This window comes from Pseudomonas sp. GW821-FHT02B10 (assembly GCF_059421865.1).
Map to the genome: position 1 here is coordinate 58,173 of NZ_JBWKVU010000019.1, position 14,526 is coordinate 72,698.

Below are 14,526 nucleotides of genomic sequence, written 5' to 3' on the forward strand. Positions count from 1 at the left end.
GGAGAGGAGCGCGCGCGTGCGCGATAGCCTCAGCTGCCTTTGCGCGGATTTTTCTCCACGCGCAACGCCTTGGCCCTGGCCTCCACCACCAGGTACATCAGCAGCGCGATCAGCAGCGGCAGGATGAAGTAGATCGCTCGGTAGGCGATCAACCCGGCCAGCAGGCTGCCGCGGGACACCTCATGTTGCAGCAGGGCGATAAACACCGCCTCCAACACCCCGAGCCCCGCCGGAATATGGGTGATGACCCCGGCGATGCTGCTGATCAGCAGCACCCCGAGCACCACCGGGTAATCGAGCTTGCTGGGCAGCAGGGTAAAGATCACCGCTGCCATCAGCGACCAGTTGAGTGCGCCCAGGGCCAGTTGCAGCAGGGCCATGTGCAACGAGGGCAAGTTGATCTCGACCCCGTGTATCGACCACTCGCGCCGTCGGGAAAACCGACAGGCCGCCAGGTAACCCACGCCCAGCACCAGCAGCAGGACGCCCACCCCCTGCAACGCGCCGTTGCTGAGTTGCCAGCCGGGCGGCAACTTCATCAGGCCACTGGCGAATACCGCGCCGGCCAGGGCCATGTAGCCGAACCAGTTGGTGGCCAGGCTCAGGCCGAGGATCTTGGCGATATTGCCGGTGCTCACCCCGAGCCTGGAATACAGCCGGTAGCGCATGGCGATTGCGCCGACCCAGGCGCTGAGGTTGAGGTTGAAGGCGTAGCTGATGAACCCCACCGGCAGGATCTGCCGCCAGCCGAGGTTCTGCCGGATGTAGGTGCGACCGATCAGGTCGAAGCAGGCATAGACCAGGAAGCTGGCCAGGGTCAGGCCCGCGGCGATGACCAGGGTGCGCACCTTGAAGTCGGCCAGGGTGCCGAGCACTTCGCTCCAGTCGATGCGTCGGGCCAGCAGGGTGAACAGCACGATCAACAGCAGGAAGAAGGCGATGGTCAGCGGTTTCTTCAGGCGTTGCCAGCGCGACCGGGAGTGCGACGCGGCGGGCGTCGAGCCATGGGCGTCAGTGCGGCTCATGGGGCGACTCCCGCTGGGTGGCGGCCTGGCCGAAGGGCTTCAATTGCGGCTTATGGGCGGGTAGCCAGCCGGCCCAGGCCGGGAAGTGACGCAGGATGTGAAACACCAGGAAACCCACGGTCAGGCGCCACAAGCGGCCACGCCCGGAGCCCTTGGCCGGCATGGCCTGGCAGTGGTCGCGACTGAGCCGGTCGAGGCGCTCGAACAGGTCGCGATTGAACGCCCGGTCGCGGATCAGCACATTGGCTTCCAGGTTCAGCGACAGGCTCAGCGGGTCGAGATTGCTCGAGCCCACGGTGCTCCAGTCGTCGTCCACCAGCGCCACCTTGCCGTGCAGTGGCCGTTCGCAATATTCGTAGATGGTCACGCCGTCCTTGAGCAGGTAGTCGTAGAGCATGCGTGCCGCCAGCCTGGCCACCAGCATGTCCGGCTCGCCCTGCAGGATCAGCCGCACCTCGACGCCACGGCGCGCGGCGTTGCGGATCTCGCGCAGCAGCCGATAGCCGGGGAAGAAGTAGGCATTGGCGATCACCACCCGCTGGCGGGCCCCGCGCAGCACCAGGCGGTAGACCTCTTCGATATCGCTGCGGTGCTGGCGGTTGTCGCGGTAGACCAGGCGCACCTGGCCGTCATGGTCGGTCAGGGCCAGCTCCGCGCGGCGCTGCCGGCGGCGTTGCCACCAGTAGCGGGCGCGGGCTGGGCGGTCGCCTTGCAGCAGGGCGAAATGGTGGATATCCACTACCGCCGGCCCCTGGATCTCTACCGAGTAATCCTGTTTGGCCTGGGGGCCGAAATCGGCCAGGTGGTCGGCGGAGAAGTTGATCCCGCCGACAAAGGCGATGGCGCCGTCGACCACCACGATCTTGCGATGCAGGCGGCGGAACCAGTTGGTGCGCACCCCGAAAATCGGCTGCGCCGGGTCGAATATCTGCAAGCGCACCCCGGCGTTGCTCATGGCGGCAAGGAACTCGGTGCTCAATTCGCCGCAACCGAAGCCGTCCAGGCTGACGATGACCCGCACGCCACGCTGTGCAGCCTCGATCAGGATACGGTGCAGCTCGTGGCCGACCTTGTCCTCGAAGAGGATGAAGGTCTCCAGCAGGATCTCGTTCTGCGCCTGGCGCAGCACTTCGAACACCCGGGGAAAATACGCCTCGCCATTCTCCAGCAGCACCACCCGGTTGTTGCTGTGCCAACCGTATTCGAGGTCCATCCGTAGCGGTTCGTGGGCCAGCCCCGCGTCAGGCGGGTGGTCCACCGTGGTTTTTTCCAGGGGCATGTCGTTCATAACTCGACCTCGACCGACAGCGGTGCGTGATCGGAGAGATGGGACCAGGGATGGGTGTCCAGTACCTGGGGGCGGTGGATTTTCAGGTGACGCACGTAGATCCGGTCCAGCCGCAGCAGCGGCAGGCGCGCGGGGAAGCTGCGCGCCGGTTTGCCGTGCTGGCTGACAAAGGCCTCCTGCAAGCCACTGGGGGCGAGCTGTGCACCGGCGCGCAGCCGCCAGTCGTTGAAGTCGCCGGCGACGATCAAGGGCGCGTCGGCGGGAAGCTCGGCGATCAGTTGCAGCAGCAGATCCAGCTGTTGCTGGCGATGGCTTTCGCGCAATCCCAGGTGCACGCAAATGGCGTGCACTTCCAGGGCATCGCCGGGCAGGCGCAGCACGCAATGCAACAGGCCGCGGCTCTCGTGCCCGGACAGGGAGATGTCGAGGTTGTCGTAGCGAATGATCTGGAATTTCGAGAGCAGCGCATTGCCGTGGTCGCCGGCCGGGTACACCGCATTGCGTCCATAGGCGAACTGCGGCCAGATGCTGTCGGCGAGGAATTCGTATTGCGGCATGCTCGGCCAATTGTTGTAGCGCTGCGGGTGCTGGTCGTGGGCGCCGTGCACCTCCTGCAGGAACACCACGTCGGCGGCCACGCTGCGCACCGCCTCGCGCAGCTCGGGCAGGATGAAGCGCCGGTTCAGGGCGGTGAAACCCTTGTGGGTATTCACCGTCAGCACCGTGAAGCGGCGCGTGGCGGCGAGCCCGATCCCGGGCGGTATCGGGTTGTTGGCCGACTCGTCATGGCTCATGGCAGCACCCCGGGCGCGGCAGGCTCGCCGGGCGCTGTCGCCAGTGCCACGCCGTGCTGGCGCAGCAGATGGGTGAATTCGGGCACGGCAAAGCTTGCGTGGCGAATTTCCACGGCATGGCGCATGGCTTTTTTGCCGTAGGCCTTGGTGCTGGCGTGGCCGTTGAGGCGTGGTTCGTGCTGGCGGGCGAGGGCGGCGGCCTGTTCGGTATCGGCGGGCAATTGCTGAAGAAAGGCGCCGAACAGCTCGGCGTCGAACCGAAAGCTTGGCGCAAACTGCCACAGGATCGGTCCGAGCTTGTTCTTGAGCTCCAGCACGCCCGAGGCGAAGAAGTTGGCGATCGGCTTGTGCACATCCCGCAGCCGCAGGATATGGGTGATGTAGCGTGGCGCCTTGACGCTGAACACGAAGTCCTTGGGCGTATCGGCATACCAGTCGGCATAACGCTCGGGGGTCTGCAGCGCGTAGAACGAACCGTTGATTTCGATGCTGTTGACTGCGCGCGAAGCGAATTGCAGCTCGCGCTTGTGCGTCAGCCCCTCGGGGTAGAAATCTCCACGCCAGGGCTTGTAGCGCCAGCCGGAAATACCGATATGAATCGCCGCCATGTCCGCTCCCGTCTCAGGGGCCTTCGAACCACCTCTGTCTTTTGATGACTGCCCGGCTGACGGGAAAGTTTCGACCTTCCTACGGACGGTGTTTTCGATCCTCTAGGAGCCGACCCTGTAGGAGCGCAGCTTGCGCGCGAAGAGCGACAACGCGGTGGAGCAGGCATTGCGCGGCGTGGCGTTCGCGGGCAAGCCTCGCTCCTACAGGGCAGTCAATGGTTTAACTGATCGGCATTAGCCGGTCAGGGCTGTGGGCTCAGTGCCCGACCACCACCCGGCTCGACCCCTCGGCCGGTTCGGCGTACACCGGGCCGAGGCGATCCAGGCGGCCGCTCCAGGCGGTCAGGGCCAGGGCGGCCAGTACCACCAGGCCACCGATCCAGGCGGTGTGGATCAGCCCCAGGTGGGCGACGATCAGGCCGCCGCCCCAGGCGCCGCCGGCGATGCCGAGGTTGAAGGCGGCGATGTTCAGGCCCGAGGCCACGTCTACCGCTTGCGGGGTGTGGTGTTCGGCCTGGCGCACCACGTAGACCTGCAGGCCCGGTACGTTGCCGAAGGCCACGGCGCCCCACACCAGTACGGTGGCCAGTGCCAGCCACGGGTTGCCGGCGGTGAAGGTGAGCAGGAACAGCACGCCGGCCAGCAGGGCGAAGATGATCTTCAAGGCGCTGATCGGGCCGCGCTTGTCCGCCAGCTTGCCGCCCCAGATGTTGCCTACGGCGACCGAGATCCCGTAGACCAGCAGCACCAGGCTGACGGTGCTGGCGCTGAAGCCGGAAATGTCCTGGAGAATCGGCGCGAGGAAGGTGAAGGCGATGAACGAGCCGCCGTAGCCCACCGCGGTCATGGCGTACACCAGCAGCAGGCGCGGTTGTTTCAGCACTTGCAGTTGTTGCAGCAAGGACGCCGGTTTGCTGTGGGCGATGTTTTTCGGCACGTAGACCAGGCTGCCGATAAAGGCGATCACACCCAGGGCGGATACCGCGAGGAAGGTTTCGCGCCAGCCGAAATGCTGGCCGATAAAGGTCCCCAGCGGCACGCCGGTGACCAGGGCCACGGTCAGGCCGGTGAACATGATGGCAATCGCGCTGGCGGCTTTTTCCTTGGGCACCAGGCTGGTGGCAATGGTCGAGCCGATAGAGAAGAACACGCCATGGGCCAGGCCGGTGACGATTCGCGCCAGGACCAGGGATTCATAGCTGGGCGCTTGCCAGGCCAGCAGGTTGCCGAGGGTGAACAGCACCATCAGCGACAGCAGCAACAGCTTGCGCGGGACCTTGCCGGTCAGCGCGGTGAGCACCGGCGCGCCGACGGCGACACCCAGGGCGTACAGGCTGACCAGCAGCCCGGCGGACGGCAGGCTGACGCCGAGGTCGGCGCCGATGGTGGGTAACAGGCCAACGATGACGAACTCAGTCGTCCCGATGGCGAAGGCGCTGAGGGTCAGCGCGAGCAAGGCAATGGGCATGGCTGCAACTCCGGTGGATTTGACAATGGAGCGCAGTGTCCGGATTTGAATCGTGCGGAAAAATAGCGGTTCCGGTATTTGATATTTGACCTGAAGGCAAATATCGAGCTGAGCGCGATCACTGCGCTTCTGTAGGAGCGAAGCTTGCTCGCGATAAGGCCGACGCGATGCACCAGGCCGCCCACGGCCCGATATCAGTGGCGAATCAACCGGGTCCGCAGCTCAAGGCTGGCCTGCGGCTCAAGGTCCAGCCAGACATGCGGTTTGCCGGCGATCTCGGCGGCCGCGGGCAGGCCGTCGCGGTACACCAGCCGGTTGCCGGCCAGGGCCGGAACCTTCGGCCCGGGCAGCAAGGTGCCGGCGAGGTTCAGCGGGTCGACGCCACACACCGCGATCAGGCTACCATCCAGCGGGCGGCGGCGCACTTCGCGCAACAGGGCGATGGCCTCGGGCAGGGCGAACTGCTCGCCGGCCAGGCCGCTGACAAAACGCCCGCCGCGAATTTCGCCGCGGGCCTCCAGCCGATGGAAGGTGCGCAACAGTTCGCGCCAGCTCGGCAGCCAGTCGGCCTCGCGTTCCAGCAGGCGCCAGAACACCACGCCATAACGCCGCAACAGGGTCATGGCGATGTGTTCCAGGGTGGCCGGTGGGGTTTGCCCATGACCGCCGATGCCCTCCGGTACTGGCGACGGACGCCGTAGCAGGGCCCAGCGCCCCGCATCGTCCATGCCGCCGACCACGGCCCCGCGCCCGCGCCGGCCGCTGCGGGCCAGACGCTTGCTGGCCGGGGTGATCAAGGCGCGCAGGCCGGCAAAACTGTCGGCATTCACCAGTCCGGCGGCCACCAGTTCCTGCAGGGCGATCTCCAGCTCGGTGCGCAGGACATGGGCTTCATGCTGCAATTCATCGAAGAACAAGGCGCCGTGCTGGCTCAGGGCCTCATGGACCTTCTGCGCCTTGGGCGACAGTTCGCCGCTGTCGGGCTGTGCGCCCAGCCCGCTCCACAGCGCGACCTGGCTGCGCGGCAGCAGCACGATCGGCGTATTGCGCAGGGTCGCGCCGGCGGCTTTGTGCGGGGCGCTGAGCCGGCTCCAGACCACCTTGCCGTTGCGGCACAGCTCATCCAGCCAGGTGGCGGAGTAATCCTTGATCCGCGCCGGCAGCAGGTCGCTGTCCCAGGCGCCGGCCGCGGCGGCATAGCCTTCGAACTGGGCGACCGTCTGCGCCAGCATGGCACTGCCCTGGCCCTGGGTGGCGCTGGACAGGTGCTGCCAGTCGAACAGAAAACGCATCAGGTCCTGCAGCGACACCGGTTCGATTTCCCGGCGCAAGCGTTTGACGGTGTAGCGATGAATCCGCGCCAGCAGATGCCGTTCGCACCACTCCTCCCGGGCCTCGCCGGGGCTAAAGCGGCCGCGCAGCACATAACCTTCGCCTTCCAGCTGCGCCAGGACCTGGGCGACCTCGCTGGCGCTCAGGCCCAGGGGCATGGCGATGCGCTCCAGCGGCAACGGGCCGAAGCCACTGAGCCGGGCTCGAATCACTTCGACCACCGCTTCATCGCGCTGCCATCGCTCATCGAAGCCGGGCGGCGCCTCGAGGAGCGGTTGCAGCAGCGCCTGTGGATAAATCGCCCGCAGGCAGCCCAGGCGCTCGATGGCCAGCCACAGGGCCTGTCCGTCGCCGATCTGCAAGCGGCTGGCGCGCCCGCTGTCCGCCAGGGTTTGCAGCCAGTCGGTCCACCGCGGGTTGGCCTGGGCTTCGTCCTCGCTGATACAGGCCAGGCTCATCAGCGCTTCATGCATTTCATCCGGGTTGCCGGGGGCGGGCCAGGCTTCCTCGCGCACCGACTGGATGGCCTTGGCATCCAGGGCGCCCAGATCGTCGCTGGACTCGGGGTCGCTCCAGCGGCGGCTGAGCACGGCCTGGGTGCGGCGCTCTTCCAGCGGTGCGTCCTCGAGGAAGGTGTAGGGCCGGGCGCTGAGGATTTCCGCGGCCAGGGGCGAGGGCGCCGGCAGGTCGCGGCTGATCAGGCGCAGCTCGCCGCGCTCCATGCGCCGCAACAGCGTCAGCCAGCCCTCGCTGTCCATGGCTTCGTGCAGGCAGTCGTCGAGGGTCTGTTCCACCAGCGGGTGATCGGGAATCTGCCGTTCGCCGGCGAGGTTCTCCAGGCAGGCGATCTGGTCGGGAAACACGCTGGCGATCAGGTCTTCGCTTTTCATCCGCTGGATCTGCGGCGCTACCTTGCGCCCGCCGACAAAGCGCGGCAGCGCCAGGGCCACCCCGGCATTCCAGCGCCAGCGCACGCCGAACAGCGGCGCCTCCAGCACGGCCTGGACCAGGATGTGTTCGGCGCTGTTGCTGTGCAGGTAACGCCAGACGTCGTCGAGCTCGAAACTGTGGCCGGTGGACAGCGACAGCACGATGGCGTCTTCGCTGGCGGCGGCCTGCAATTCGAAGTTGAAGGTGCGGCAGAAGCGCTTGCGCAGCGCCAGGCCCCAGGCGCGGTTGATCCGGCTGCCGAACGGCGTGTGGATGATCAGTTGGGTGCCGCCGGACTCATCGAAAAAACGCTCCATGATCAGCGTGTCCTGGGACGGCAGCGCGCCCAGGCTCTGGCGTGCGCGGGCCAGGTAGTCGACCAGTTGTTCGGCGCTGGCGGCGTCCAGGCCCAGGCTGTCGCCCAGCCAGTCGAGGGCGGGCTGTAGTTGGCCGGGGGTGGCGCCGAGCAACTCGTCGAGCCGGGCCAGCAGGCGCGCCACGGCAAACGACAGTTCGGCGCTGCGCCCGGGGGCTTCGCCGAGCCAGAACGGAATGGTCGGCGGCTGGCCGTGGGCGTCCTCGACCCGCACCCGGCCGGTTTCCACCCGCAGAATGCGGTACGAGGTATTGCCCAGCTGGAACACATCGCCGGCGATGCTTTCCACCGCGAAGTCTTCGTTGACGCTGCCGATATTCAGCGCCTGGGGCTCCAGCAGCACGGCGTAGTCGGCGTTGTCGGGGATGGTGCCGCCGCTGGTCACCGCCGTCAGCTGGCTGCCCCGCCGACCGCGCAGGCTGCGGTTGACGGCGTCGCGATGCAGATAGGCGCTGCGCATGCCCTGACGCCCGTTGTAACCTTCGGCGAGCATGCGCAGCAGCGCCTGGAAATGCCCTTCGTCGAGGTCGCTGTAGGGCGAGGCGCGGCGGATCATCTCCAGCAGCGGCTGCTCCTGCCATTCCTGGTTGCTGACTTCGGCGACGATCTGCTGCGCCAGCACATCCAGCGGCGCCCTGGGGATCTGCAGGGTGTCGAGTTCGCCGCGATGCACGCAGTCGAGCAGGGCGGCGCATTCGATCAGGTCGTCGCGGGTCAGGGCGAACAGGCGGCCCTTGGGCGTGCCGCCGACCTGGTGCCCGGAGCGTCCAACCCTTTGCAGAAAGGCCGAGATCGAACGCGGCGAGCCGATCTGGCACACCAGGTCGACATCGCCGATATCGATGCCCAGCTCCAGCGAGGCGGTGGCGATCAGTACTTGCAGGTCGCCGCGCTTGAGACGCTGTTCGGCGTCCAGGCGAAACTCCTTGGCCAGACTGCCATGGTGGGCGGCCACCGCGTCCTTGCCCAGGCGTTCGCTGAGGTGGCGGCTCAGGCGTTCGGCCAGGCGCCGGGTGTTGACGAACACCAGGGTGGTGCGGTGTTCCCGCGCCAGTTCGGCGATACGTTCGTAGACCCGTTCCCAGACGTCGTTGGCCATCACCGCCGACAGCGGCACGGGCGGCACTTCGATAGCCAGGTCCCGGGGGCGGGCGTGGCCAATGTCGACGATCTCGCAAGGGCGTTCATGGCCCACCAGGAAACGCGACACCGCTTCGATGGGCTTCTGCGTGGCCGACAGGCCGATGCGCGTCAGCGGCTCGGCGCATAGCGCTTGCAGGCGCTCCAGGCTCAACGCCAGATGGCTGCCGCGTTTGCTGGCGGCGATGGCGTGGATCTCGTCGACGATCACCGTGCGCGTGCTGGCCAGCATTTGCCGGCCGGAGGCCGAGCCCAGCAGCACATACAGCGATTCGGGGGTGGTCACCAGGATATGCGGCGCGCTTTTGCGCATGGCGCTGCGGTCTTTCTGCGGGGTGTCGCCGGTGCGCACCGCGGTGCTGATGCGCAATTGCGGCAGGCCCATGCGTTCGAGTTGCGCGGTGATCCCGGCCAGCGGGTCCTGCAGGTTGATCTGGATATCGTTGCTCAAAGCCTTGAGTGGCGAGACGTAGACCACCAGGGTCTGTTCCGGCAGCGTGCCGCCGTTTTCCAGGCCGCGATGAACCAGCTCGTCGATCACCGCGAGGAAGGCGGTCAGGGTCTTGCCCGAGCCGGTGGGCGCGGCGATCAGCGTCGAGCGGCGCTGGCGGATCAGCGGCCAGGCCCGGGCCTGGGCGGCGGTCGCCGCCGGGAAGCAGCTGTTGAACCAGGCGCTGACCGCGGGATGAAAACCCGGCAGGGCGTTGGCGGGGATCTGGGGAAGGTTCATGCACAACGTTATGCGACCGCCGGAGTGAAGTTGCAAGCCTGCCTTGTCGCCGCTGGCGGCAGCGGCCCTGAAGGGCTGTATGGTTTGTTGCTCTACACTTTCTCAGTGACGGTTGCGCCGGAAACCCGCAAAATGCAACGATTCTGAGCAATATTCATGGCCAAACCCGCGGGTCTGGCCGATTCAAACCATCGTTCCGAACAGATTGGGCCTGCTGACTCTATGCGAATGCGCCTTATGTTACTGGGCGGCGGAAATGCCCTTGGGCAGGCGCTGATTCGCCTCGGTGCGGAGGAAGACATCGGTTTCCTCGCCCCCCGTCCGCCGCAAGACGGCTGGGATGCCGCGAGCCTGACGCAACTGCTCGACGACACCCGCCCGGATGCCTTGATCAACCTTGCGTACTACTTCGACTGGTTCCAGGCGGAGAGTGTCCCCGAGGCACGCCTGGCTGGCCAGGAGCGGGCGGTCGAGCGGCTTTCCGAGCTGTGCCAGCATCACAACATCATTCTTCTGCAGCCTTCCAGCTACCGGGTGTTCGACGGTTCGCGGGCCACCGCCTACAGCGAAAAGGACGAACCGGTACCGCTGGGCCTGCGTGGCCAGGCCTTGTGGCGGATCGAGCAGAATGTGCGCGCCACCTGCCCGCAGCATGTGCTGCTGCGTTTCGGCTGGCTGCTGGACGATAGCGCCGAAGGCACCCTGGGGCGTTTCCTGGCCCGTGCCGAGCAACCCGAAGAGCTGCTGCTGGCCGACGACCGCCGGGGCAACCCGACGCCAGTGGACGATGCCGCCCGGGTGATCATCTCCGTACTCAAGCAACTCGATTGCGCCGCGCCGCTGTGGGGCACTTACCACTACGCCGGCCATGAGGCGACCACGCCGCTGGCGCTGGGCCAGGCGATCCTCACCGAGGCCCGCAGCCTGCATCCGCTGGCCATCGAAGCACCGACCGCCCAGGCCCACGCCGCCCGGCCGGACGCTGCCGAAGAACCGCAGCACGCGGTGCTGGCCTGCAAAAAAATTCTGCACACCTTCGGGATCAAGCCTCGCGCCTGGCGCGCGGCACTCCCGGCTCTACTGGATAGGTTTTATCGTCATGGCTGATGGCCCAATCTTGATCACCGGCGGTGCCGGCTTCATCGGTTCGCACCTGACCGACGCTTTGCTCGCCAAGGGCTACTCGGTGCGGATCCTCGACGATCTGTCCACGGGTAAACCCGGCAACCTGCCGCTGGACAACCCGCGGGTCGAACTGATCCAAGGCGACGTCGCCGACGCGGCCCTGGTGGCGCGGGCCATGAGCGGCTGCCGCGCGGTGGCGCACCTGGCGGCGGTCGCTTCGGTACAGGCTTCGGTGGACGACCCGGTGCGTACCCACCAGAGCAACTTCATCGGCACCCTCAACGTCTGCGAAGCCATGCGCCAGGCTGGCGTCAATCGCGTGCTGTTTGCTTCCAGCGCGGCGGTTTATGGCAACAACGGCGAGGGCGAATCGATCGATGAAGACACGCCCAAGGCACCACTGACGCCCTATGCGTCGGACAAGCTGGCCAGCGAGTACTACTTCGATTTCTATCGCCGCCAGCATGGGCTGGAGCCGGCGATCTTCCGCTTCTTCAACATCTTCGGGCCGCGCCAGGATCCGTCCTCGCCGTACTCCGGGGTCATCAGCATCTTTTGCGAGCGCGCGCAGAAAGGCCTGCCGATCACCGTATTCGGCGATGGCGAGCAAACTCGCGATTTCATGTATGTCGAAGACCTGGTGGACGTGCTGGTGCAGTCCCTGGAAACACCGCAACTGGAAGTCGGCGCGGTCAATGTCGGCCTGAACCAGGCCACTACCCTCAAGCAGTTGCTCGAGGTCCTGGGCGAGGTGTTGGGGCAGTTGCCATCGATCAGCTACGGCCCGGCGCGCTCCGGGGACATTCGCCATTCGCGGGCGAACAACCAGCGCCTGTTGCAGCGCTTCAAGCTCCCCGAACCGACGCCGATGAGCGTCGGGCTGGCACGTTTGCTGGGCCGCTGAGCTTTCCCCAGCGATGAAAAAAGGCGCCTTTGCAGGCGCCTTTTTTTGTCTGGCCGATTTAGAACTTGTAGCCCAGGCCGACCATGTAGACCCATGGATCGACGTCCACGTCGACCTTGGCCCGGGTGCCGCCGGCGACCGCGTTGTTGTTCACGTAGGCGGTGGTGTCGATGTCGACGTAGCGCACCTGGGCGTTGATCATCACGTTGTCGGTCAGCATGTAGTCGGCACCGACCTGCCAGGCCAGGCCCCAGGAGTTCTTCGCCCGGAAGTTGTCGAAACCGGCGGCGCTGGCGCGGCTGCCGACGTGCTCGTCATAGATCCAGGTGTAGTTGATGCCGGCACCGACGTAAGGCTGGAAGGCGGCCTTGTGGTCCAGCGGGTAGTACACGACGCTCAGGGTCGGCGGCAGGTGCTTGAGGGTACCGAGCTTGCCGTTGGCGGCGTCCAGCGCGGTGCCCTTGAGCTTGACGTCATGCTCGAACGGGGTGGCCGCGAGCAGTTCGATACCGACGTTGTTGGTCAGCATGTAGGCGAAGTTCAGGCCCAGCTGGGTGTCGCTGCTCATGGTCGCCTTGCCGCCGAGGTTGGCACCGGCCAATGGACCGCGGTCGACCTTGACGTCTCCGCTGTCGGCTTTCGGATTGACGGTGATGGCACCGGCGCGAACGATGATGTCGCCGGCTTCGTGGGCGTGGGCGATCGGGGCGGCGAGCGCGAGCGCGAACAGGGAGGCGCTGAGCAGGGACTTGTGCATGGGAGCTCCAAAGGACGATTCGAGTTGGCTAGGTCCAATGGTAAGGATCGTCAAGGAACAGGCTTTGACTCAGCTCAATGAAAACCGGATCAGCGTGGAGGCAGGGGAACTGCGGGTGTTGTGTACGCTGTGCAACTGATCGCGGGCAAACGTGCGGCTACAGGGAACTGTGCTGTTTTGTGGGCGCAGGCTTGCTTGCGATGAGGTCATGAATGGCACTGCGAAAAACGCGGTTTCACTCCTGCAATTCGTACACGTAAATTTTCTCTGCCTCCATCTGGTAACCCGCGTCGGCGATTTCGCTGGTGGACGCCTTGACCTGCATCGGCCCCTCGATCCAGTACGGCTGATACAGCTCGTCGAGCTTCACGCCGACGGCGCTTTTCACATGCACGATCTGGTTCGACGGTGGTGGCGGCACGTGGATGCAGGCGCCGAAATACGGCACCAGCAGAAACTCCGTGGTGCGGCCTTCCTCGCTGACTTCCAGCGGCACGATGTAGCCGGGCAGGCGCACCGACAGGCCGTCCAGGCTCTGCACCACCGGAGCGTTGGGCATGTCCTGCTTGGCCGCCGGGGCGGACTCGGCGGCCAGGGCGTCGCTCATCTGCGACAGGTCGTGCAGCGGCTGCATGTTCGGCACCTCCGCCGGCGCGTCCGGCGGGATCATTTCCGACCAGGCCAGGTCACGGGGTTCGGCGGCCCATAGCGGCAGGGCGACCAGCATCAACAGCGCAAGCAGGGCACGGGGCATGCCGGAGCTCCTCATAACCAGAAGTTCCTCATAAACGGATGGACAGGCCATCGGCCAGCGATTGTCGGTAGGCGCGCCAGGCGGGCACGCTGCCCATCAGCAGGGCGGCGATCAGGATACCGCCGAGCAGCGTCCACTCATACTCGCTTGGCCAGGACAGCGGCAGGTACAGGCCGTAGCTCGACTGCACATAACCCTGGGCCAGGGCGATGCCCAGGTACAGCAGGCCCAGCCCGGCGAGCACGCCGGACAGCGCCAGGGCGAAGGCTTCCAGCACCAGCAAGGTCGCGATATGCCAAGGCCGGGCGCCGACCGAACGCAGGATCGCCATCTCCCGGCGGCGCTCGTTGAGGCTGGTGAGGATCGCCGTGAGCATGCCGATCAGGCCGGTCAGCACCACGAACAGCGACACCACGAACAAGGCCTTTTCCGCGGTGCCCATCAGGCTCCACAGCTCCTGCAGGGCGACCCCGGGCAGGATCGCCAGCATCGGTTCGCCGCGGTATTCGTTGATCTCGCGCTGCACCGCGAAGGTGGCGATCTTGCTGTTCAGGCCGAGCATGAAGGCGGTGATCGCTTGCGGCGTCAGGTCCATGTTGCGCGCCTGGTCGGCGCTGATGCGGCCGTTGCCCTGGGCCGGCACGCCGTTGTGCCAGTCGATATGGATCGCCTCCATGCCACCGAGGCTGATGTGCAGCGTGCGGTCCACCGGGGTGCCGGTGCGCTTGAGGATGCCGACCACGGTGAAGGGTTTGTCGTCATGCTTGACCAGGCTGATGGCCGCTACGCCGTGGGCCAGCACCAGCTTGTCGCCGAGCTTGTAATGCAGGGCCTCGGCGACTTCGGCGCCCAGCACCACTTCGAACGGATCACTGGCGAACTCGCGGCCGCTGGCCAGTTGCAGGTTTTGCTGGTGGCCGTACTGGTAATGCTCGAAGTAGGCCGCGGTGGTGCCCATCACCCGGTAGCCGCGATGGGAGTCACCGAGGGAAATCGGGATCGCCCATTTCACTTTCGGGCTGCTGGCGAAGTGCTCGAAGCTGTCCCAGCGAATGTTGTTGGTGGCGTTGCCGATGCGGAACACCGAGTACAGCAGCAGGTTCACCGAACCGGAGCGGGCGCCGACGATCAGGTCGGTACCGCTGATGGTGCTGGCGAAGCTGGCGCGGGCTTCGGTGCGCACCCGTTCCACCGCCAGCAGCAGGCAGACCGACAGGGCGATGGCGAAGGCGGTGAGGATCGCGGTGAAGCGGCGGTTAGCCAGGCTGGCCATGGCTAGACGGAACAGATACATC

Annotated in this window: 10 protein-coding genes and 1 pseudogene; 2 read left to right on the forward strand and 9 right to left on the reverse strand. The window is 66.1% G+C overall.

The features are described 5' to 3' along the window. Positions 1-29 precede the first annotated feature (29 nt). From AC07VU_RS28930 to AC07VU_RS28955, 6 genes and pseudogenes are all read right to left on the reverse strand, one after another. Positions 30-1,025 carry a lysylphosphatidylglycerol synthase domain-containing protein gene (locus AC07VU_RS28930; protein ID WP_495030922.1) on the reverse strand — a complete coding sequence of 332 codons (996 nt, stop codon included), beginning with the start codon at positions 1,023-1,025 and terminating at the stop codon, positions 30-32. Then, positions 1,012-2,313, reverse strand: coding sequence for a cardiolipin synthase ClsB (gene clsB, locus AC07VU_RS28935; protein ID WP_495030923.1), 1,302 nt, complete (start codon positions 2,311-2,313; stop codon positions 1,012-1,014). Before clsB ends, AC07VU_RS28930 begins: the two co-directional genes overlap by 14 nt. Then, positions 2,310-3,107 (reverse strand): endonuclease/exonuclease/phosphatase family protein, encoded by a 798-nt coding sequence (locus AC07VU_RS28940; RefSeq protein ID WP_495030924.1) that lies wholly within the window; start codon positions 3,105-3,107, stop codon positions 2,310-2,312. Before AC07VU_RS28940 ends, clsB begins: the two co-directional genes overlap by 4 nt. Before the next feature lie 32 nt (positions 3,108-3,139). Next, positions 3,140-3,715, reverse strand: a pseudogene (locus AC07VU_RS28945) (DUF72 domain-containing protein); the annotation flags it as partial. 256 nt (positions 3,716-3,971) lie between these two features. Beyond that, positions 3,972-5,183 carry an MFS transporter gene (locus AC07VU_RS28950; RefSeq protein WP_274304804.1) on the reverse strand — a complete coding sequence of 404 codons (1,212 nt, stop codon included), beginning with the start codon at positions 5,181-5,183 and terminating at the stop codon, positions 3,972-3,974. Between the two features lie 194 nt (positions 5,184-5,377). Next, entirely contained in the window at positions 5,378-9,691 is a 4,314-nt protein-coding gene (locus AC07VU_RS28955) for a DEAD/DEAH box helicase (protein WP_274304803.1), read from the reverse strand. A 222-nt stretch (positions 9,692-9,913) separates the two neighbouring features. On the opposite strand from AC07VU_RS28955, the gene AC07VU_RS28960 reads away from it, so the two are divergent. Beyond that, a complete protein-coding gene (locus tag AC07VU_RS28960) occupies positions 9,914-10,798 on the forward strand; it encodes a sugar nucleotide-binding protein (protein WP_037034303.1) in 885 nt (294 codons plus the stop codon). Further along, entirely contained in the window at positions 10,791-11,720 is a 930-nt protein-coding gene (locus AC07VU_RS28965) for an NAD-dependent epimerase/dehydratase family protein (RefSeq protein WP_457275035.1), read from the forward strand. The genes AC07VU_RS28960 and AC07VU_RS28965 overlap by 8 nt, the downstream gene beginning before the upstream one ends. A gap of 58 nt (positions 11,721-11,778) precedes the next feature. Here the strand turns inward: AC07VU_RS28965 and AC07VU_RS28970 are convergent, their stop codons facing one another. The 3 genes from AC07VU_RS28970 to AC07VU_RS28980 form a co-directional block, all read right to left on the reverse strand. Next, positions 11,779-12,477: an OmpW/AlkL family protein gene (locus AC07VU_RS28970; protein ID WP_087092695.1), complete on the reverse strand. Its 699-nt coding sequence runs from the start codon at positions 12,475-12,477 to the stop codon at positions 11,779-11,781. A gap of 235 nt (positions 12,478-12,712) precedes the next feature. Further along, a complete protein-coding gene (locus AC07VU_RS28975; protein ID WP_274304801.1) occupies positions 12,713-13,231 on the reverse strand; it encodes a DUF3299 domain-containing protein in 519 nt (172 codons plus the stop codon). Between the two features lie 28 nt (positions 13,232-13,259). Then, positions 13,260-14,525 carry an ABC transporter permease gene (locus AC07VU_RS28980; RefSeq protein ID WP_101339240.1) on the reverse strand — a complete coding sequence of 422 codons (1,266 nt, stop codon included), beginning with the start codon at positions 14,523-14,525 and terminating at the stop codon, positions 13,260-13,262. Position 14,526 lies beyond the last annotated feature (1 nt).

Excerpts from the sequence above, each read along its gene's own strand:
- AC07VU_RS28975 (WP_274304801.1), bottom strand. The coding sequence starts at position 13,231 with ATGCCCCGTGCCCTGCTTGCGCTGTTGATGCTGGTCGCCCTGCCGCTA.
- AC07VU_RS28955 (WP_274304803.1), bottom strand. The coding sequence starts at position 9,691 with ATGAACCTTCCCCAGATCCCCGCCAACGCCCTGCCGGGTTTTCATCCC.
- AC07VU_RS28960 (WP_037034303.1), top strand. The coding sequence starts at position 9,914 with ATGCGAATGCGCCTTATGTTACTGGGCGGCGGAAATGCCCTTGGGCAG.
- AC07VU_RS28950 (WP_274304804.1), bottom strand. The coding sequence starts at position 5,183 with ATGCCCATTGCCTTGCTCGCGCTGACCCTCAGCGCCTTCGCCATCGGG.
- AC07VU_RS28965 (WP_457275035.1), top strand. The coding sequence starts at position 10,791 with ATGGCTGATGGCCCAATCTTGATCACCGGCGGTGCCGGCTTCATCGGT.
- clsB (WP_495030923.1), bottom strand. The coding sequence starts at position 2,313 with ATGAACGACATGCCCCTGGAAAAAACCACGGTGGACCACCCGCCTGAC.
- AC07VU_RS28980 (WP_101339240.1), bottom strand. The coding sequence starts at position 14,525 with ATGTATCTGTTCCGTCTAGCCATGGCCAGCCTGGCTAACCGCCGCTTC.
- AC07VU_RS28970 (WP_087092695.1), bottom strand. The coding sequence starts at position 12,477 with ATGCACAAGTCCCTGCTCAGCGCCTCCCTGTTCGCGCTCGCGCTCGCC.
- AC07VU_RS28930 (WP_495030922.1), bottom strand. The coding sequence starts at position 1,025 with ATGAGCCGCACTGACGCCCATGGCTCGACGCCCGCCGCGTCGCACTCC.
- AC07VU_RS28940 (WP_495030924.1), bottom strand. The coding sequence starts at position 3,107 with ATGAGCCATGACGAGTCGGCCAACAACCCGATACCGCCCGGGATCGGG.